This is a genomic window from Acinetobacter sp. SCLZS86, assembly GCF_021560715.1.
GTDB lineage: Bacteria > Pseudomonadota > Gammaproteobacteria > Pseudomonadales > Moraxellaceae > Acinetobacter > Acinetobacter towneri_A.
The window spans coordinates 2510010-2531006 of sequence record NZ_CP090864.1 but is presented as its reverse complement, the minus strand read 5'-3'; the positions used below and the strand labels follow the sequence as shown (position 1 = coordinate 2531006).

18 protein-coding genes and 1 riboswitch are annotated in these 20997 nt (G+C 41.5%); of the genes, 9 read left to right on the top strand and 9 right to left on the bottom strand.

Annotated elements, in window-relative coordinates; translation table 11 throughout:
- The first annotated feature begins 147 nt into the window (after positions 1–147).
- Positions 148–618 (top strand): RcnB family protein, encoded by a 471-nt coding sequence (locus LZP46_RS12120; RefSeq protein ID WP_004975035.1) that lies wholly within the window; start codon positions 148–150, stop codon positions 616–618.
- Between the two features lie 78 nt (positions 619–696).
- Here the strand turns inward: LZP46_RS12120 and LZP46_RS12115 are convergent, their stop codons facing one another.
- The 4 genes from LZP46_RS12115 to LZP46_RS12100 form a co-directional block, all read right to left on the bottom strand.
- Positions 697–1206, bottom strand: a complete 510-nt coding sequence (locus LZP46_RS12115; RefSeq protein ID WP_019836466.1) for a phosphate-starvation-inducible protein PsiE — start codon at positions 1204–1206, stop codon at positions 697–699.
- A gap of 139 nt (positions 1207–1345) precedes the next feature.
- The gene (locus LZP46_RS12110; RefSeq protein WP_236093974.1) at positions 1346–3127 is read right to left on the bottom strand and encodes an acyl-CoA dehydrogenase C-terminal domain-containing protein; all 1782 of its coding nucleotides are present in this window, start codon (positions 3125–3127) and stop codon (positions 1346–1348) included.
- A 219-nt stretch (positions 3128–3346) separates the two neighbouring features.
- Entirely contained in the window at positions 3347–5149 is a 1803-nt protein-coding gene (locus tag LZP46_RS12105; RefSeq protein WP_179990523.1) for an acyl-CoA dehydrogenase C-terminal domain-containing protein, read from the bottom strand.
- 308 nt (positions 5150–5457) lie between these two features.
- A complete protein-coding gene (locus tag LZP46_RS12100; protein ID WP_236093973.1) occupies positions 5458–6075 on the bottom strand; it encodes a hypothetical protein in 618 nt (205 codons plus the stop codon).
- A 139-nt stretch (positions 6076–6214) separates the two neighbouring features.
- Here LZP46_RS12100 and baeS point away from each other — a divergent pair, with 139 nt between their 5' ends.
- Positions 6215–7870 (top strand): sensor histidine kinase efflux regulator BaeS, encoded by a 1656-nt coding sequence (gene baeS, locus LZP46_RS12095; protein WP_236093972.1) that lies wholly within the window; start codon positions 6215–6217, stop codon positions 7868–7870.
- 20 nt (positions 7871–7890) lie between these two features.
- Positions 7891–8577, top strand: a complete 687-nt coding sequence (locus tag LZP46_RS12090; protein WP_180080088.1) for a response regulator — start codon at positions 7891–7893, stop codon at positions 8575–8577.
- Between the two features lie 108 nt (positions 8578–8685).
- Here LZP46_RS12090 and LZP46_RS12085 read toward each other — a convergent pair whose 3' ends face one another.
- The 5 genes from LZP46_RS12085 to LZP46_RS12065 all read right to left on the bottom strand — a co-directional run bounded on the left by LZP46_RS12085 (position 8686) and on the right by LZP46_RS12065 (position 13670).
- On the bottom strand, positions 8686–9072 hold the full coding sequence (locus LZP46_RS12085; RefSeq protein ID WP_236093971.1) for an MmcQ/YjbR family DNA-binding protein: 387 nt from the start codon (positions 9070–9072) through the stop codon (positions 8686–8688).
- Between the two features lie 106 nt (positions 9073–9178).
- Complete coding sequence (locus LZP46_RS12080) at positions 9179–10624, bottom strand: protein adenylyltransferase SelO (protein WP_236093970.1); 1446 nt, start codon at positions 10622–10624, stop codon at positions 9179–9181.
- Between the two features lie 122 nt (positions 10625–10746).
- Positions 10747–11913, bottom strand: a complete 1167-nt coding sequence (locus tag LZP46_RS12075) for an acyl-CoA desaturase (RefSeq protein WP_236093969.1) — start codon at positions 11911–11913, stop codon at positions 10747–10749.
- A gap of 290 nt (positions 11914–12203) precedes the next feature.
- Positions 12204–12917: a glycerophosphodiester phosphodiesterase gene (locus tag LZP46_RS12070; RefSeq protein WP_019836279.1), complete on the bottom strand. Its 714-nt coding sequence runs from the start codon at positions 12915–12917 to the stop codon at positions 12204–12206.
- A gap of 168 nt (positions 12918–13085) precedes the next feature.
- Complete coding sequence (locus tag LZP46_RS12065; protein WP_236093968.1) at positions 13086–13670, bottom strand: cob(I)yrinic acid a,c-diamide adenosyltransferase; 585 nt, start codon at positions 13668–13670, stop codon at positions 13086–13088.
- 106 nt (positions 13671–13776) lie between these two features.
- A riboswitch (cobalamin riboswitch) is annotated at positions 13777–13920 on the top strand.
- A gap of 39 nt (positions 13921–13959) precedes the next feature.
- Between LZP46_RS12065 and LZP46_RS12060 the strand changes: the two genes are divergently transcribed.
- The 6 genes from LZP46_RS12060 (at position 13960) to LZP46_RS12035 (ending at position 20912) form a co-directional block, all read left to right on the top strand.
- Positions 13960–15918 (top strand): TonB-dependent receptor domain-containing protein, encoded by a 1959-nt coding sequence (locus LZP46_RS12060; protein ID WP_236093967.1) that lies wholly within the window; start codon positions 13960–13962, stop codon positions 15916–15918.
- 246 nt (positions 15919–16164) lie between these two features.
- Complete coding sequence (locus LZP46_RS12055) at positions 16165–16818, top strand: phosphoribosylanthranilate isomerase (protein WP_019836282.1); 654 nt, start codon at positions 16165–16167, stop codon at positions 16816–16818.
- Positions 16790–18034, top strand: coding sequence for a tryptophan synthase subunit beta (trpB, locus tag LZP46_RS12050; protein ID WP_004975067.1), 1245 nt, complete (start codon positions 16790–16792; stop codon positions 18032–18034). The genes LZP46_RS12055 and trpB overlap by 29 nt, the downstream gene beginning before the upstream one ends.
- 174 nt (positions 18035–18208) lie before the next feature.
- Complete coding sequence (locus LZP46_RS12045; RefSeq protein ID WP_236093966.1) at positions 18209–18730, top strand: DUF1543 domain-containing protein; 522 nt, start codon at positions 18209–18211, stop codon at positions 18728–18730.
- A 203-nt stretch (positions 18731–18933) separates the two neighbouring features.
- Complete coding sequence (locus LZP46_RS12040) at positions 18934–19926, top strand: DUF2804 domain-containing protein (RefSeq protein ID WP_236093965.1); 993 nt, start codon at positions 18934–18936, stop codon at positions 19924–19926.
- A 179-nt stretch (positions 19927–20105) separates the two neighbouring features.
- Positions 20106–20912, top strand: coding sequence for an enoyl-ACP reductase FabI (locus LZP46_RS12035; protein ID WP_168418425.1), 807 nt, complete (start codon positions 20106–20108; stop codon positions 20910–20912).
- Positions 20913–20997 lie beyond the last annotated feature (85 nt).

Sequence of the window (20997 nt, the reverse complement as noted above, 5' to 3'; positions counted from 1 at the left end):
TTAGCATAGGGGTTGGAGATATTTCATAAATGGCGAGCCGTGTCGGTGAAATCTGCGGAGACGAAAGTTTAAAATTGCTGATTTTTTATTCATTATTTATCCTTAATTTGAGCTTAGAATAAAAATATGAAAATAGGAGTGCTAGATATGAAAGTGGCGATTTTAACTGCATTGAGTGGCATGCTATTTTTAGGTGTGTCGATGCAGAGCTTGGCCGAAACCAATCGTTGGGCAGGATATACAGGCGTCAATACACAGCGTGATCAGCATCGTCCTTATTCGCCACAACATCGTCCTGCTTATCCGCAGCATCGACCTTATCATTCACAGCAACCCTATTCCTATCCACCACATTATCCATACCATCAACGACCTGTGCCGCAGTGGGGGCAGCCCACGATTCGTAGTGGCATCAATATTCAATACAATGCGCCAAGTACTGTGCAATATAACCACCAAAGTTACAGTTGGGTAAATGGTGAGCCAAGTAGCGCACATATTGAAAGTTCGACCTATCGTGTGGTGACCGACTGGCAGCACTTGGGTTTACCCGCTCCGCCACGAGGTATGTACTGGATTTTTGAACATGGGCGTTATGTGTTGGTGGCAAATCGTTGAGAAAAAAGTGAAATCATAGACATCAATGCTTCTAGATATTGAGTATCTAGAAGCATTTTTTTGACCTATTTTAGATTTTTACGCCAATTCATCATCTTCTGGGCGAGGGGTTTTGCCTTGTGCTAAAGGCTTTTCACTGTGCTTGTCTCGAATAACGGAAGGGTAATGCCAAGATGCAAAACGCACCACTAAAATTGCAGCGGCTAAAATTAAAATTGAACCAGTAATAATCACTAAGTCGAGATCAGCTTTATGGTCGTGTTGAATATCTGAAATTAGCAAACGGGTTAGTGCGGTAATGGCAATATAAATTAAAAAACGCACAGGCATGTGATTGGTTTTAAAATAAATACCCACCATTGCACCTAGTTCTAAATAGATAAAAAGCAATAAGATGTCATCAATAGTGGCATATTGTTTGATGGTGAAAATATCAATTACCGTATGCCCAGCAGACCAAATGACCATACAGCCAATGATAAAGAGCGCAAGATAATGAAAACTTTCTACAGCCCAATTGCCATATTTGTCTAATAGGCTTTCAACTGCTTGAATATTTCTATCTATTTTTGAACGACGTACTGCCATTTTCACCTCCTGTTTGAGTATGGATATTCAGACTTCAACAAAGGTAATGCAAATTTCATGCACAATTTAGAATAGGGATATAAAATTTAGTATAAAAAAACGCCTGATGATTCAGGCGTTTTTGCAGATACTGTATGAATTAAGACTGGTTGGTGAAGTAATCTTCACTGAAGTTCATTACCACTTCTGCACCCGCTTTCACTTTGGTAATGCGTAAAGCTAGTTCTGGCAAAATACGTTGTACAAAGTACAGTGCCAATGACAATTTGTTTTGATAGAACTCACCCTCTTTTTGTTTGGCTGCATTGGCAATGCGCGCAAACATATATGAGAAGCTGAGCAAACCTACCGCATGTAAATAATCAACCGCTGCAGCGTTCGGGAAATCTACATTTTCTTTGGCTGCATTTAAAACGTATTGAGTCACGGATTCAACTTCAGTCGCTGCATCTAAAGTTGCATCTTTAATGAAGTTGAGGTCTGCATCTAAACCATTGGTGAAATCACGGATTTCTGCAATGTATTCTGCAATAAATTCGCCATTACATTTAATGGTTTTACGACCAATCAAGTCTTGCGATTGTACGCCGTTGGTGCCTTCATAAATTTGGGCGATACGTAAATCACGAACACATTGCTCCATACCCCATTCACGGATATAACCATGACCACCGAAGCACATTTGCGCATCAAGTGTCGCATTGAAAGCAGTATCGGTTAAGTAGGCTTTGGCAATTGGAGTTAACAATGCAACACGGTCATTGGCTTTTTTCACAGCTTCTGCATCGGTAGAGAATTTAGTGATATCCAATTGTTGACCCACATATACCGCAAATGCACGTGAAGCTTCGTTATTGGCACGTGCATTGAGCAGCATACGACGTACATCGCCATGTACCAAAATGCTATCCGCTGCTTTGTTTGGTGATTTTACACCCGATGCACTACGACCTTGGATACGGTCAGTCGCATATTGTGCAGCATTTTGATAGGCAAATTCTGATGCACCTAAACCTTGAATTCCCATAGACAGACGTTCGTAGTTCATCATTACGAACATGGCAGCCAAGCCTTCGTTTTCTTTGCCGACCAAGTAACCTTTGGCGCCATCAAAGTTCATCACACAAGTTGCAGAGGCTTTAATGCCCATTTTGTGTTCGATTGAGCCTGGACCTACTGGGTTGCGCTCACCCAACGAACCATCTTCATTCACCAAGAATTTTGGCACGATGAATAAAGAAATACCGCGTGAACCTGCAGGAGCGTCTGGTGTTTTCGCTAAAACTAAGTGAATGATGTTTTCTGCGAGGTCGTGATCACCACCTGTAATAAAGATTTTAGTCCCTGTGATGTTGTATGTACCATCTGCATTTGGTTCAGCTTTGGTTTTAATAATCCCTAAGTCTGTTCCTGCATGCGGTTCAGTCAAACACATGGTACCTGACCATTCACCTGAGTAAATTTTAGGTAAATACGTTTCTTTCTGTTCTTGTGATGCATAGCTGCTTAATGCCATACCTGCACCGACAGACAGTAGTGGATACAATAAGAATGATGGGTTGGTGGCAAAGAGCATTTCATCTGACAATACTGTCAGCATTTTTGGCATGCCTTGACCGCCCCATTCTTCATCTGCGCCTAAACCAATCCAGCCGCCTTCGGCATATTGTTTAAATGCTTCTTTAAAACCAGCAGGGGTAGTGACTTCGCCATTGTTATAGATCGCGCCTTCTTCATCACCGCTACGGTTAATCGGCAGCGTCACGTTTTGGGCAAATTTTGCCATTTCTTCCAAAATTGCTTCAGCCGTTGCAGCATCAAGATGAGCGAGGTTTTCGTTGTTTTGCCAGAATTGTTCTGCATTGAATACATCATTTAAGATGAATTTCATATCGGCAAGTGGGGCATTATAAATTGGCATGTGAGTTCACCTGTTTATTGTTTGAATCTTGATTCGTTGAGTTCAGTGTAATCTACAATTGTGAATGTTGTAGGCGACTAAAGCGAAAGAATGCTTTATTTATAAAGAAAAAGGACTGTCAATGCTATGACCGTCCTTTCTCAATTTCTGTACTCAAGAGTACAACATTTTGAATATCCCGCTAAATATGTTCAATATTTAGCGAGTTTCAATTTTCGCTTAGAAAGCAAAGTGTTCAGCATCTAATGCAAATAGTGGCTCTACACCTGTTGCAATCACGTCTACGTGTGAGCGAACACGTGGCAAGATTTTCTTGAAGTAGAAACGTGCAGTCGTCACTTTAGCATTGTAGAAGTCTACATCGGTTGTGCCTGCTGCAAGTGCTTCTTGAGCGACCAATGCCATACGTGCCCATAGGTAAGCTAGTGTTACATAACCAGAGAAGTACATGTAGTCTACTGCTGCAGCACCTACTTCCTCAGGGTTTTGCATTGCACGCATACCAATTTGCATGGTCAAATCGCCCCATTCTTTATTGAGCGCTGCGAGCGGTTCAACAAATTCTTGCATTGCTGCGTTGTCTTTGTTGGCTTCTGCAAATTTATGGATGATTTTGGTGAAGTCTTTCAACATTGCACCTTGTGTACCCAAAACTTTACGACCTAACAAATCGATTGCTTGAATTTCAGTTGTACCTTCGTACAAGCATGAAATACGTGTATCACGCACAATTTGTTCCATGCCATGCTCAGAAATGAAGCCATGACCGCCGAAGACTTGCACACCATGTTTTGCTGATTCAGAACCTGTTTCAGTTAAGAATGCTTTTGCAATAGGCGTCAATAAAGACAAGATGTTGTCAGAGAACTTACGTTCTTCTTCAGTTGCACCTTGTTCAACGATATCTGCGTGTAGAGACAACAGATACACTAGTGCGCGACCACCTTCAGCAAACGCTTTTTGAGTCAATAGCATATTGCGTACAGCAGGATGCACAATAATTGGATCTGCTTCTTTTTCAGGAGCTTTCGGACCAGAAAGTGAGCGCATTGCTAAACGGTCTTTGGCATAAGTCAACGCACCTTGGAAAGAACCTTCAGATGCTGCAAGACCTTGTACCGCTGTACCGATACGTGCAGTGTTCATGAACGTGAACATGCAGTTTAGACCACGGTTTTCAGGGCCAATCAAGAAACCTTTCGCATTATCAAAGTTGATGACGCAAGTTGCATTGCCATGAATACCCATTTTGTGTTCGATTGAACCACAACGTACACCATTACGCTCGCCTAAAGAGCCATCTGCATTCAGGTTGAACTTTGGTACGATAAATAAAGAAATACCCTTAGTACCTTTAGGTGCGCCAGGTAAACGTGCCAATACGATGTGCACGATATTCTCTGCCATGTCATGTTCACCAGCAGAGATAAAGATTTTCTCGCCAGAGATTGCATAGCTGCCGTCTGCTTGTGGCTCAGCTTTGGTACGGATAATACCCAAGTCAGAACCTGCATGAGATTCGGTTAAACACATGGTACCCGTCCACTCACCTGAAACAAGCTTTGGCAGATAGGTGGCTTTTTGTTCATCTGAACCGTGGTGTTCTAAAGTACGTACAGCACCATGAGAAAGACCTGGGTACATGCCCCATGCCCAGTTTGCTGTACCTACCATTTCTGAAATCACGTTACCTAGAGAAACAGGTAGACCTTGACCGCCATATTGCTCTTCAGCAGAAAGAGATGGGAAGCCAAGTTCGATATATTTTTGATACGCTTCTTTAAAGCCTGTTGGTGTTGTCACCACACCATCATTCCAAGTACATCCTTCACGGTCACCGCTTTGGTTGATTGGAGAAAGTTCGTTTTCACAGAAATCTGCTGCAGCTTCCAAATATTGGTCAACCAATTCACGGCTTACGTTTTCTTGGAATGCAGGTAATTTTGAATAGTGATCTTCGGCATTTAATAATTCATGCAAAACAAATTGCATATCACGTAAAGGCGCTTTGTATTGTGGCATATCGGTTTCCTCAATACTGGTTTGACCAGCGTTATATTTTAAATGGATTTCAGCGCATGCCTTATTAGACATGCCGTGTTGCAATGGTTGTAATCGTGCAACATCTTCTAATTCGGTACAAGCATCTGCATGGCATTTCTTGGTGACTGTAAAGTCAAAGATTTTTACCTTGAAATGGCTAAGTTGTTTGAGTGTAAATAGTTTTGCTGAATTTGAAATCATACAAATAGTCAAAACCGTAAAGAGATATGTCCAATAAAAAAGGCGCAATTTGCGCCTTTTTATCTATTTATTCTTTTTAGATTGGCTTAAGCAGCCTTATCCGGTGCTGAAACAGGCGCGTTAGGCTGGAAGTGAACGATACATTTGCCATCTATTGTTTGTGTGCCGACTTTTAGCTGCACGGCTTTACCATCGGTTTGACCTTGGCAGGCTTTGGTCGCAGCTTGTTGACGCGCTTGACGTTCAGCTAAACGTTGATCGTATTGCTGGGTTAACTCAGCACGTTTCGCATCGGTTAGTGGTTCGCCACGATGCATATGCATGCCACGGAATTGACCACGATCGGCTTTATCGGCACGCATTGGGTGATGTTCACCACGTTTCATTTCATCACGGTTCGGTTTAAATGTAATCGCACATGTGCCTTCTAGTGTTTGCTCACCTGCTTTGACTTGGACTGCTGAACCCACCGCTTTGCCATCGCAGGCTTTTTTTATGTCTTGCATGACTTGTTTACGTTCAGTACGCATTTTTTCAAATTGTTTGCGTTGTTCAGGCGTCATGTGACGGTCTTTCTGATAATGACCATGCATATATTGCGACTGCTTCATATCTTTTGGTGCTTGGGTGGATTGACAGGCAGTCAACGCACCTACAGATAAAACGCTGGCAGTGGCTAAAGCAATTTTTGTCATCTTATTCATTCTAAACTCCCCCATACAAGAGCATATGATTTTGGATGATTAAAGATTAAATAATAAAGATGAAGAAACAATGGAGAGTTTTTTCTAGCACTGTTGGTTACAATGCTCAAAATCGACAAAAAAAGCTGAGATTGCGCTTTTGAAAATTCGCCGTATACCCATCGCATTACGCCTGTTCTTAACAGTGCTGCTGACGACCTTGCTGATCACCACAGTCAGCTTGGGGGTATTGCATGTCAATATGCAGCGAAACTTCAGCAAATATGTGGCCGATGTCGAAATGCAAAAGCTGGACTTGCTCACTCAAAACTTGGCAGAAGTCTATGCGGTATATCACGATTGGGGCAATGCCATTCAGGCGCAAATTCTCCAAATTGAAGGTGAAGCTGCGCCCGATGATTATGACCGTTTATCGCGGTGGTGGTTGCGTCGTCAGTATGATATTGCTTTGCAGCAGCGTTATTTTCAGGAACACACCCTCGCCAATGTCAACTCAAGTGTAGTCGAGCCTGAGCCAGGTAAACGACAAGCCAATGCGGAAGAACTTCGCTGGTTAGAGCTGAATTTACCTTCACAATTTCAGCCATTTGAAGGTTTAGTGTTTCCCTTGAGTGCCAATCAGAATGCTTTCCGTCCTGATCGTAAAAATGAAGGACACCAAAACGCGACAGAATCATCTGGAAAAAAACAATTTATTTCGATGCCTGACCGTTTAGGCTTGAGTTCACGCTTATCTTTATATGATGCCCAGCGGCAATTTGTAGTGGGAGAGCCTGCTGAAACTCAAATTTCCTTTCGTCCAATTATGGTCGGTGAAAAAATCGTGGGGTATTTGGGTTTAAAACCTGTGTTAGAGCAGGAAGATGCGCTAAGTATTAACTTCTTTAGTAAGCAAACTCGTTATTTATTATTGGTTTATGCCTTAAGTATTTTGGCTAGTTTGATTGCTGCCTTATTGTTAGCGACCTATTTTAAAAAGCCAATTCAGCGCTTATTAAATGGCACACGTGAATTAACCAAAGGCCATTATCAGCATCAGGTCACGGTCAATCGTAATGATGAATTGGGTGATTTATCGACAGAACTGAACCATTTGGCGGTGATTTTACACCAACATGAAACTTCACGCCGTCAGTGGGTGGCAGATACTTCGCATGAATTGAAAACCCCATTGGCGGTGTTGCAGGCACAAATTGAAGCCATGCAAGATGGTATCCGCAAAGCCACACCAGAGCATCTAGCAGCCATGATGCATCAGGTCAACAGTCTGAAAAAACTCACTCAGGATTTATCGGACTTAGCGCAAGCTGAAGCCATGCAGCTGAAATGCTATTTCTCGAGCATTGATCCATGGCAAGTGATTGAGCAGGAAATTGAAAGCTTTAAGCCGAAATTTGAACAGGCGCAGTTGGACTTGATCGTGTCGGGTGAAGGCACGCAATTACAATTAGATATAGACCGTTTTAAACAAATTATGCTCAACTTATTGAGTAACAGTATTCGCTATACCGAAGCAGGTGGGCAGGTGCATATTCACACCAGTCAAAGCGCAACAGAGTGGACCGTGTATGTAGATGACAGCCCGTTTGGCCTAAGTGATGAACAATTGGCGCGTTTGGGTGAACGTTTTTATCGTGTCGATGATTCGCGTACACGCGCCACAGGTGGGACAGGTTTAGGTCTGGCTTTATCGGTCAAAATTGCCAAAGCATTGGGCGGAGAGTTAAGTTTTGCTCATTCACCGTTGGGTGGTTTACGCTGCAAATTAAGTTTTCCCAAAACAATCAAATCTTGAAAGACTTTAAGGAATCGTGCATGAAACATATCTTACTGGTTGAAGATGAAATTGAACTGGCCCAATTGGTACGAGATTATTTAGAAGCTGCTGGTTTTGAAGTCAGTATGTTTCATGATGGACAAGAGGCCTATGACAGCTTTTTACAGCGTAAACCAAGCCTGATGATTTTGGATTTGATGGTACCGCGCATGGACGGTTTGACCATTTGCCGCAAAGTACGTGAACAGTCCGATGTGCCAATTATTATGGTCACCGCCCGAACAGAGGAAATTGATCGGGTGCTGGGTTTAAACATGGGGGCAGACGATTATGTTTGTAAGCCTTTTAGTCCAAAAGAATTGGTCGCGCGCGTGCAAGCGGTTTTGCGCCGTCTGGAACGTAAAAATGAGCCTGAAAGCAATGATTTATTCCGTATGGATAAAGCTCAGCAGCGTATTTGGTATCAGCAAAAAACCTTGAATTTGACCCCAACCGAATTCCGTTTATTGGAATTGTTTTTAGAGCATGTCGGGCAGGTGTATTCACGTGCGCAGTTGCTAGATCATATTAACCCTGACAGTTTTGAAGTAGCTGACCGTGTGATTGATAGCCACATTAAAAACTTGCGCCGTAAAATTTCTGACGCAGCAGAAACAGGGAATCGGCATGAATGGATTCAGGCTGTGTATGGCGTGGGCTATCGTTTTGAATATCCTGAAGAGTAAGTCTCAGGTATAGAAAAAGCGAATCTTGGAAGATTCGCTTTTGTTTTCTTAGTTAGATATTATGTTGAAAAAGTGCAGAGCAAATAGCTTTAAAAAATTTTTATTGACTCAAGTTGCGCTACGCAAAAGCTCAATCCGTTGTCTTTCTACTTTCTTTAATTTTGCGACCACCAGTTCATAAGAATTTAATACCAAATCTTGCACCAGTTGCTCATCTAAATTCTCATCTGCAAAAATTGAAATCCAGTGCTGTTTGTTCATGTGCCAACCTGCACGGATATACGGATAAAAATCGCGTAGCATGGCGCCATGTTCAGGCTGAACTTTTAGATTGATGATGGCATGACCATTTAAATACAGACTCAGCATAAACACTTTATCAACCACCTTATGCACCAAACAGCCATCGCCAAAAGGTTCGCTTAAGCTCACTTCAGGTAATTTTTCTGCGGTATTGGCAGCAAGTTGATGCAGTGATTTCTGTGTTTGTGCCATTCATCTTTACCTTAAAAGTTTATCCTGTGGATAACCACAGCTTTTTCCACAGAAAATGTGTATAACTTTGCTGGAATTCTAAACGTCCTATTGCTTAAAAATAGCACTAAGATGAACAACTCACCATCACTTCTGGCACATCACTGGGTAAAGGTGCTAAATCTTCAGGCTGTTCTAACTCAGGCTGTTTGCTATATGGCTGGCTGAGCAAGTTAAATAAACGCTCAACTTCTGAAAAATCATCACGTTCTGCGTGCTCAATCGCCTTTTGTGCCATGTGATTGCGCAAAATATAATGAGGGTTGACTTGCTGCATAGCAGTATCTAAGGCATCGGTATCCTGATGTTCACGAATTTGTAAATACTGCGCCAAAAAGCTTTCCCACTGACGACGATCCAAACAATCATCCAATATTTCTGTGTATTGTTTATTTTGTAGACGGATAAAACTTTGGGTGTAATCCAGTTGCTCACTTTGCAAAATACGTAAGAAGTTGGTTGCGCAGTCAAAACTGTCTTTATGGAAGCTTGGCAGTCCCATTTTTTCACATAAACCGAGTTTATAATGTTCTAAAAAAGTGGGTTCAAAATGTTCTAAGCATGCTGCCAGTGCTTGTTTCCAGTGTTCTTTTTGATCTGGGTTTTGTTCAAGCGGAATTAAATTATTTAACCAGACCCATAAATTCCAGTGTGCTACGCTGGGTTGTTGTTGATAAGTATAACGTCCTTGATAGTCCGAATGATTGTTGATCCAGTTAGGACGAAAACGCTCCATAAAGCCATACGGGCCGAAATCTAAAGTAGAACCTGTGAGATTTAAATTATCGGTGTTCATCACCCCATGCGCAAAACCGACCAATTGCCATTTGGCAATCATCACTGCGGTACGTTGAATAACTTGCGTAGCAAAGGCGAGTACAGGCTGTTCGGCTGCCAAGCATTCTGGATAGTGCCATTCAATACACTTTTGCACAAATTCAGGTAGCAGCTCAGGTTGATACTGATTGATCCATTCAAAATGACCCAAGCGAATATGACAGTCTGATGTGCGTAATAGCATTGCGCCAAGTTCTAATTTTTCACGTTGTACACCTTGAGTAGATGAGGTAAATCCCACCGCATTGCTTGATGGCACACCCAGCGCATTTAAAGCATGTCCCGCCAAATATTCACGAATCACGGAACGTAATACTGCACGTCCATCGCCCATACGAGAATATGGCGTTGCCCCCGCACCTTTTAAATGCAGGTCAATGGTACGTTGTTGTGTGTCTAGCACTTGCGCAATGAGTAAACCGCGTCCATCTCCCAATTGACCTGCCCACTGTCCAAATTGATGTCCTGCATAGACCATTGCCAAAGCAGGAAATTCTTTAAACGTGGTTTGTCCGCTGCAAATTTCAACCCATTGCTGTTGTTCTTCGGCTGTCCATTGCAGTTCTTTTGCCAATGCAGCATTAAAGTGTCCTGCTTTTGCACCTTTTAAAGGTAAAGGCTGCTGTTGATGATAAAGACGGGCGGGCAGGGTCGGATAACGTGGATTAAATTGCATAGTGAGAGAGCTTTGGCACAAAGTGAGTTTGACTATAGCAAACTTAGGCTTTAAAAACTGTAGTCTAAAATGCAGAAAGCCCTGAACAGGTCAGGGCTTTCACATTCCATCAGTGAGGAGTTTTATTCAGATACTGGATTTTTTTTCAAGTTACGCATTAGCAAATTCAAGGTTTCACGATGGTGTGAAAGACGCTGCTCAACCAACTGGAATTCAACTTTGAGTTTGTCATCCATTTGGTGGATTTTTTCAGCTACTGATGCTTTTTTCGCCTGAATTTCTTGCTCTTTTAACTTTGCCCAATCGTTCAGAGTTTGAGTAAAGGCATCATATTCTTGCGAAATACGGCTTTTAACTTGGCCAATGTCGTCATTTACATTGTGTCCATAAACCGCCAAGTCTTGCTCTGCATATTTAAAACGCATCGCCAATTCTGCTTTTTTAATATTAAAGCTTGGAATACGGCGTAAGTTTTTCGCTAAGCCCAACTTTGAGCATGTCCAAATTAACCATTTGGTTGGGTCATATTGCCACCATTTTACGCCATTACGATAATCGTACTGGAAAATGTGGTGATAGTTATGATAACCCTCGCCCCAAGTGGCAATTGCTAACCAGAAGTTATCACGCGCGGTATTTTCGTCAGTATAAGGACGCGAACCCCACATATGACATAGTGAGTTAATAAAGAAAGTAACATGGTGGCTTAAAATCAGACGCATTAAACCGCCTAATAACAACACGCCCCAAATATCGCCTACAGCCCAACCTATTGGCACCAAAATACCAACGTGAACTGCAATCACGAGCGGAATATAGTATTTGTGTTGGAACATCACCAACTTGTCATTTAACAAATCTGGTGCATTTTTAAAGTTTGGCTCTGCGGCAGGATAGTCACGTAACATCCAGCCCATGTGCGCATACCAAAAGCCGTTATTAATTGAATATGGGTCTTTTTCGACGTCATCGACATGACGGTGATGGGTACGGTGACCTGAACCCCAGAACAGAATACTGTTCTGAACGGCAAATGTTCCCATAATCATTAAAAGAATTTTTAAAGGAAGGGTAGCTTCATAAGCACGGTGTGCCCATAAGCGGTGATAACCTGCTGTAATACCCAAGCTACTTACGCCAAGTAATACAAACATGCTGATCCAAGCGGCTAAGCTAAAATCATGGTAATACGCATACCAAGGAATCGCGATCACTGCAACAATAGGTAAGAAAACCAGTGCAAAGATGGCAATCCAGTTGATTGGGGCTTTGGGTAAGGGAGCATTCATCTCCAACAGCACTCCTAGAACCTTGGGAGGTATAAATGGACGCTTAATCCTTTATAAAATCATGATCTGCCCGAAGGAAATGATCATAGTATTAAAGTTTATAGGGATTAATTTTTTCGCATATTAGCATGAGCGTATTCACGATCACAGCATTATTGTACAGTTGTATTGTACTGGGTGGTAACAGAATATAATGGTATTTGTAGGTTTTTACGAAAATGTGCGGTATGACAGCCAAACCAGCACAGAAAATCTGTTATTTAAACATATATATGCGCTTAGCCTGCACTTTACAAGTGTTGCATCATTAGTTTAGGATAATCGGTAATTAAACCCTGAACACCCAAATCTTTAAGTTGTTTGGCACGTTCAATTTGGTTGACTGTCCAAACACTAATATTCAGTTGGGCTTGTTGTGTGGCCTGAATGAGTGCATTGGTTGCGAGTTCATTCATCCAACCAATTTGGCAACAGCCTAATGCTAAAGCCTGGTCAATCGCTTGATATTGCAAATTGTCTTCAACCAATAAACCACGTTTAAAGCGTGATTTTTGTTGTTGCAAGGCCCAATGAATTTTTGTATCAAAACTGGTGATGATAGCGTTATGTTCAAAACCCTGTAAATGCTGCTCTAAACTTTGGGTAATTTTTTCGGCATCGGCATGCGAGTTGACTGCTTTAACTTCGACTTCAATATGATCAAAATTTTGAATAATGGTCATGGTTTGATTGAGTAGGGGAGTAGTTTCAACTTTATTCCAATCAGACCACATCACCGCATGATTGTAATGGTTTAAATCTTCCAGACTACATTCATACAGTGCTTTGTCTTGTCCTGTGGTGCGAATGAATTGATCATCATGTATCACCACCAAGGCGTTGTCTTTGAGTTGACGGACATCAAACTCGACTGCACGAATGCCAATATTTTGAATATATTCAAAACCACCGAGTGTGTTTTCAGGCGCTTCACCACGCGCACCACGATGACCAATTATGCGCATAATGTGCCCATGAATTGAAAGTTTGCTTTCATTTTGCAAGTACGACGTGACAAAGAGATGACATCTCTTATTTTGGTCGGATGATGTGAAATTTCAAGCAGCATCCGACGTGATTTTTTAGATGCAAAATCAGGGTTTTATTTTAGTTTCCGATTTTAGAGTGTGATGTTAGTTACCAATACTGTCATTGATATTCTTTTGCCATAACACTTCGCTGCCGCCTTCGGCACGTTGTAAGCTGCGAGATGCCACAAATAGCCAATCTGACAGTCGGTTTAGTAATTGCAAAGACGGTGTTTGAATATTTTGATCACGGTTGTGGACGGTCATTAAACTGCGTTCTGCACGGCGGCATACGGCACGGGCTTGATGTGCATAACTGCATGCCAATGTTCCTGCAGGCAGAATAAATTCTTTGAGCATTGGCAAGTTTTCATTCATACGGTCAATGTCTTGTTCTAGATACTCAATCGCAAGCGGTTGCACAAGGTGGTAATTCGGGATACATACTTCACCGCCTAAGTCGAATAGCCAATGCTGAATCAAACTGAGCGATTTTTCCCAAGTGTTTTTATCTGGAATGTTGCTAAGTGTAATTTGTGAGCGTAATACGCCAATGCAGGCATTGAGTTCATCGACATCGCCCAGTGCATGAATGCGTAAATCGTCTTTGGCGACACGTGAGCCATCGCCCAGTCCTGTTGTGCCTGAGTCGCCTGTGCGAGTGTAGATTTTGCTTAAACGGTGGCCCATGTTTTTTCCTCGTAAATTAATGACTGATACCCTAAAGTATTTAGATAGCAAAAGAAATATGAGGTAAAGAAGGGAATTTGAACTTGACTTATTACTGCTTGAAATTTACTCTTCGGGCGCTTCAGGTGCTTTTTAAAAAAGTGAAACTGGGAAGTTAGTCAAAATTATGATTTGAAGCTAACACTGCCCCCGCAACGGTGAATAGTTATATAACTTAAGTCCGGAGACCGGCCTGTTGCAGACCTAATTTAATGCGGTGGGCGTTATAACTGGATAGCATAATTTTATTATGGTGCTTATTCCTACAACCGCTTATGCATTATCCATATTTTTGATTCGCACGGGCGGTGCGTTAGGAAAAGAAATCATGTATTCAATTTATAGAACCTTTCTTGGAACTTTCTTTGTTTTATCTCCACTCTCAAATGCTATGGCTGCCGAGAAAGAAGTAATATTACCGACAATTAATACTGTTGCGAACCTTGTGGAGCAAGAAACGAGTAAAACATTGGCTGCAGTTACTGTTATTAATCGCGAAGAAATTGAACGTCAGCAACTTACATCTTTGCAAGATTTATTAAGAACTATTCCAGGTATCACCTATACGAATCAAGGTGGTTTAGGGAAAGTTACTGGGATTTCAATTCGGGGTACCAATAATCGCCATGTGTTGGTATTGGTGGATGGGCAAAAAGTAGGCTCGGCTACATTAGGTGAGATGTCCTTTGAGCATTTTCCCATTGATCAAATTGAACGTGTAGAGGTTTTGCGTGGGCCGCGCTCAAGTTTATATGGTTCTGAAGCTATTGGCGGTGTGATTCAAATTTATACCCGTAAAGGTTCACGGGACGGTGTTACGCCATTTGCATCATTAGGTTATGGCTCACATGAAACTTATCAAGGCAATGTTGGGATAAATATCAAGCAAGATCGAACTTGGGCGACTTTAAGTCTTGCTGGAGTAAAAACTCAAGGTTTTAACTCAACAACACTGAATGAACCGAATGACTTGGATAAAGATGGGTATGAAAATAAATCTGCATCTTTGCGCATGGGGCATAAATTCACTGATCAATTGACGGTAGATGCGAGTGTATTGGTTGTAAATGGGGAGTCTGAATATGACAGTTATGATAGCAGATGGAGTCCAAATTATACTGATGCAACAAATGTACATACCCAAATAGAGCAAAATGTTTACAGTTTGGGTGCAACTTATAAGCCATTCGATGCATGGACTACACAACTAAAATTAGGTCGTTCAGAAGATAAGTCCGATAATCGTGACGCAACTCCAGCAGTGATCAATACGCAGCGAGATAGTTTGTCTTGGCTAAATACATTAAATTTTAATACATCAAATACTCTAATGTTAGGTATGGATTATCAGAAAGATGAAGTTTCTGGAAGCAAAACCTATGCTGTGAAAGAGAGAGACAATAAAGCTTATTTCACACAATACTTAGGCTCATTTGGTGTTTTTGATGTACAAGGTGCAATTCGTTTAGATGATAATGAGCAATTTGGTTCTCACACAACTGGTAACGCAACTTTAGGGTATCGTTTTAATGATGCGGTACAAAGTTATCTTAGTTATGGCACAGCTTTTAAGGCACCAACATTTAACGATTTATATTGGCCAGGTAGTGAAAGCCCAAATCTTGTACCAGAAGAGTCTCAAAACTATGAAATTGGTTTAAAAGGTCAAATGAATAGTGTCAATTGGGAGCTAAATGGTTTTCATAATGAAATCGATAATATGATTGCATGGGCTGAAGCACCAATAGCAAGTGATCCGTATCGTTGGGTACCAAGTAATGTCGAAAAAGCTAAAATTAAAGGTGTTGAATTTTCGTTGATGCAACAAATAAATAATTTTAATTGGTCTATGAATTATACATATCAAGATCCAAAGAATGAGTCTACAGTCAACCAAGGAAAACAATTGCTTTTGAGAGCTAAGCAATTATTTAATTTTTCTGCAGACTATACATTGGATAAATGGACTATTGGATCTTCTATACATGCTGAAGATAAACGTTTTGCCAGTGCAGAAAACACAATGGAATTAGGTGCATTTGCAACTGTGGATGCCCGTATAACTTATCAGGCGACGCCTGAATTTTCGATTCAAACAAAATTAACAAATATGTTTGATAAAGAATATTACACTAGTTATACCAATGGAACATTGTTCAATCAAGATGGTCGTGCTGCTTGGATAACTTTACGCTATGCGATGAAATAAAGTTAAAAACGCTATGCGATGAAATAAAGTTAAAAAAATAAAGTTAAAATAAACGACCCTGATAATTATTCAGGGTTATTTCATTTAGAGGTGAAAAGATGCTGAAATTGCACTCAACCCCTGAAAATTGCATTACAATGATTCGCCCTAATATATGATTTTGTGAGTGTGAACAGACAATTTAAAAGTCACGCACAGCAAGATCAGCAAAATGAAGATTGAAAATCAGGATTAGAGTGCAAAACGATGCGTACCCGTACCAAAATTTGCGGAATCACGCGAATTCAAGATATAAACAGTGTGGTACATGCGGGTGCAGATGCAATAGGCTTGGTGTTTTATCCTCCAAGTCCGCGCCATGTGAACATTGAACAAGCACAATGCTTGCTGCAAAACATTCCCGCTTATGTGCAAGTGGTCGGTTTATTTGTCAATGCAACGGCAGAAGAAATTGCCGCTGTATTGAAACAAGTACCTTTAGATATTCTGCAGTTTCATGGCGATGAAACACCGTTGCAATGTCTGCAAATAGCAGAGCAAGTTGGACGTCGATGGTACAAAGCCATTCAGGTCAAACCCGATTTAAATGTGTTGGATGCAATAAAAAGCTATCAACAAGCAGGTGCAAGCGCAGTATTATTAGACGCGTGGCATCCTGAGTTGAAAGGTGGTACAGGACACAGTTTTGACTGGTCAAAATTCCCCAAACTCGATATTCCTTTAATTTTGGCGGGTGGTTTAAACCCTGAAAATATTGAAGATGCAATTCAGACGACTCAAGCCTATGCTGTTGATGTCAGTGGCGGAGTGGAGTCTGCAAAAGGTATTAAAGACCAACAACTCATAGAAAACTTCATGCAAGGAGTCCAACGTGGATCAGCAAAGTACAAATCACAATAACTCAGTGATTGACTATACCCAATTCCCAGATGCAAAAGGGCATTTTGGGATCCATGGCGGACGTTTTGTGTCAGAAACGCTGATGGCGGCTTTACAAGATTTAGAAAAACTGTATTTCCGCATGAAAGATGATCCGCAGTTTTTGGCAGAATTCGACCGCGATCTCGCCTACTATGTAGGTCGTCCTAGTCCTTTGTATTATGCTGAGCGATGGTCAAAAGAGTTGGGTGGTGCGCAAATTTACTTAAAACGTGAAGATTTGAACCATACTGGCTCACATAAAGTGAATAACACCATTGGTCAGGCACTGTTGGCAAAACTGTCTGGTAAAAAACGCATTATTGCCGAAACAGGTGCAGGTCAGCACGGTGTAGCAACCGCGACCATTGCCGCTCGTTTAGGCTTAGAATGTGTGGTGTTCATGGGTGCGGAAGATGTGAAGCGCCAAGCCATGAATGTTTACCGGATGCGTTTGCTGGGTGCAACTGTCGTACCGGTAGAAAGTGGCTCTAAAACTTTAAAAGATGCCATGAACGAAGCGATGCGTGACTGGGTCACCAATGTCGATTCAACCTATTATGTGATCGGAACTGTGGCTGGTCCACACCCATATCCGCAACTGGTGCGTGATTTCCAGTCCATTATTGGCCGTGAAGCGCGTCGTCAAATTCAAGAGCAGGCAGGTCGTTTACCTGACGCACTTGTGGCTTGTGTCGGTGGTGGCTCTAATGCGATGGGCTTGTTCTATCCATTCCTGAACGATGCCGAAGTGAAAATGTACGGTGTTGAAGCTGCAGGTTTAGGTATTGAAACAGGCAAGCACTCTGCGCCATTGAATGCAGGACACGTAGGCGTATTGCACGGTAACCGTACTTATTTAATGTCGGATGCGCAAGGCCAGATTATTGAAACCCATTCGATTTCTGCTGGTCTGGATTATCCGGGTGTAGGGCCTGAGCACAGCTTCCTGAAAGATATGCATCGTGTGGATTATGTGCCAATCAATGACCAAGAAGCTTTGCAAGGTTTCCGTGACCTAACCCGTATTGAAGGGATTATTCCTGCTTTAGAAAGCTCGCATGCTATGGCTTATGTGAGCAAGCTTGCACCAACGATGGATAAAGACCAAATCATTATTGCGACTGTTTCAGGTCGTGGTGATAAAGACTTAATGACTGTTGCCCGCATTGATGGTGTGGAAATGGTGGATATGTAAATCGCAAGCTGCTTGAAATAAAGCATGCTGTATTTCAATTCAATCGTGCTGAAGCAATTCGGCACGATTTTTTATTTGGAGAATTAAAAAATTCTCGCTACTTTAAATGATCAAGCTTAAAAATCATCAACTATAAAAGCGATCAAGCTTAGGATATTTGCGTAGGAGTCGGATATGCCCAGTTTATTTATCGTCATGTTAGGTGGGCGTCATGCGCGAGCCAATACCGAAGTGCATGATGTGGTAATCGCGGTAGGAGATTCTTTAGAACAGACCTATCCTCAACTCAAGCAGGCTTGGTTTGCAGAGCCGAAAGGTTTGCATATTGATGCATGGGCGCAAATTAACGGTGTTGAGTTCGAAGGCAAATCCTACTATTTAAAATTTACCGATGCGCAGCCGAATCAGGCAGAAAACCGACTGTATTTAATTAATTTAGGTGGATATGACCCACGTGAATTTGGTGAGTTGCATCGTTATGTACTGGTGGTGGCGCAAAACCCAATGGTGGCAAAACAGCGTGGTAAAGCCTATTTTGCCCAGCACTGGCAAAAACAACATACCGATCGGGTATTAGAAGTGGATGATTGTATTGCGATAGATCAGGTGCATGGTCGCTATGTCCAATTGGTTGAAGGATCATTCTCAGGCAATCGATGGGAAAATACCTATCTGACTTTGAATGCTGATGTTTAAATACCTTTAGAATATTGAGGGAAAGATATCTATTAATTTATATTTTGTGTATTTAGTGAACGCTCAAACCTTAAAATAGTAAAACAATCTATGTTTTTATAGTTTTTTGAACAAAATCATAAGTTGCGGGTTTTTTGTACATGCATTTGTAGGCATAATACGACCAAAGATGAATTGTTTTTAGACAATAGGGAATGTCTTCAATGGATTTAATTCAGACGAATGGACAACCGCATTATGGACGTTTTAGTGAACTTCCCAAAAAAATTGATTATCAGGCTTACCAATATAAATCACCGTATGGTGAGGTATTGTCAGGTTGGCGTAAGCGCTTAAAATATAAAAAGTTTAAATTTTGTAGTATTCAGCACGAACACTATACCATTGGGCTTGCGATTGCCGATATTGCTTGGGCAGGGCACGGTTTTGTCTATATTTATAATCACATGACGGGCGAAGTGCAGGAATGGAATGCGATTAATTTTTTATCGCGTAATACTGTTTTAGATGAGCAACCATTATTTAATCAAAGTTTTTTTGAAAAATCGCCATTTCAAATTGAAATTCAACATGCCAATGGTGTGCGTTATATCCGCGTGACCAAATACGGTGAAATTAAACTCAGTGCGAGAATATTTTGTGCAGGCACAGACCCGCTGAGTATGTGTAGCCCAACGGGTATTAATGGTTGGACTTATACTCAAAAACTGACTACGCTCGGCTGTGAAGGCTATTTTATTAATAAAACAGGACAAACCATTCAATTCCATGAGCGGACTTTTGCCTCACTAGATGACACCTGCGGGTTTTTACGTCCTGAAACGGCATGGTTTTGGTTGTCGTGTAACTTCTGGGATACCGAAAACCGTCGTGTGGGTTTGAATTTGGCTTCTGGTGTGAATGAAAGTTTTGGCAATGAAAACTGTTTGTGGATTAATGGCGTGCTGTATCCATTAACAGATGTGTTGTTCCAACCTGAAGATGACGGTTCGTGGAGTATTCGTTCACTGGATCATCGTTTGAATTTAACTGTCAGCACAGGTTGGCGCCGTTATGAAAATCTGAATTTACGTCTGGTCGGCAGTCAGTTTAGTCAATGGCAAGCCAAAATTAGCGGTACTATTCAACAAGACGATACCGAAATTATTTTGTTAAACGAATACGGCTTGCTTGAACAGCATTATGCCAAGTGGTAGGGCAAGTTTTTAACTAAGATTGTACGTCACCGCTTGCAGATCATCCTGTGACTTCATCTATCACTCGCTTGAATCGCCATTGAGTTTTTACATAATCTGCAAAAAAAGGCGCATTATGCAATTTCACTCTGTGTTCAGAATTGGCATGATACAGCGAAATATATCTAGGTGAGTTTCACATGGCACAAGGTCTTTTGGCGGGTAAGCGTTTTTTAATTGCAGGTATTGCAAGTAAATTATCTATCGCATTTGGTATTGCACAAGCATTGCATCGTGAAGGTGCAGAATTAGCATTTACTTATCCGAATGAAAAACTCAAAAAACGTGTTGATGAATTCGCTGCACAATTTGGTTCAAGTATTGTTTTGCCATGTGATGTTGGTGTAGATGCAGAAATTGAGCAAACATTTGCTGAATTGGCAAAGCACTGGGATGGTTTAGACGGTTTGGTTCACTCTATTGGTTTTGCACCTGCACATACTTTAGATGGTGACTTTACCGATGTTACTGACCGTGATGGCTTTAAAGTTGCACATGACATCAGTGCTTATAGCTTAATTGCAATGGCACGTGCTGCAAAACCATTATTACAAGCCCGCCAAGGTTGCGTATTGACACTGACTTATCAAGGTTCTGAACGTGTTATGCCTAACTATAACGTGATGGGTATGGCCAAAGCTTCTTTGGAAGCAGGCGTACGTTATTTAGCTTCAAGCTTGGGTGCAGAAGGTATTCGTGTGAATGCAATTTCTGCAGGTCCAATTCGTACCCTTGCAGCATCAGGCATTAAATCATTCCGTAAAATGTTAGACCTGAATGAAAAAGTTGCACCGTTAAAACGTAACGTGACGATTGAAGATGTTGGTAATGCCGCGTTATTCCTATGCTCACCATGGGCCAACGGTATTACAGGTGAAATTCTGTATGTCGATGCAGGCTTTAATACGGTAGGCATGAGCGCAGATTTAATGCTAGATGCTGAATAAGCATTGCATCTAGTAAATCAAACCGAAGTTTAGGCTTCGGTTTTTTTATCGCTGCATTTTAAGTAAGAGGTATTTTGCAGATTGC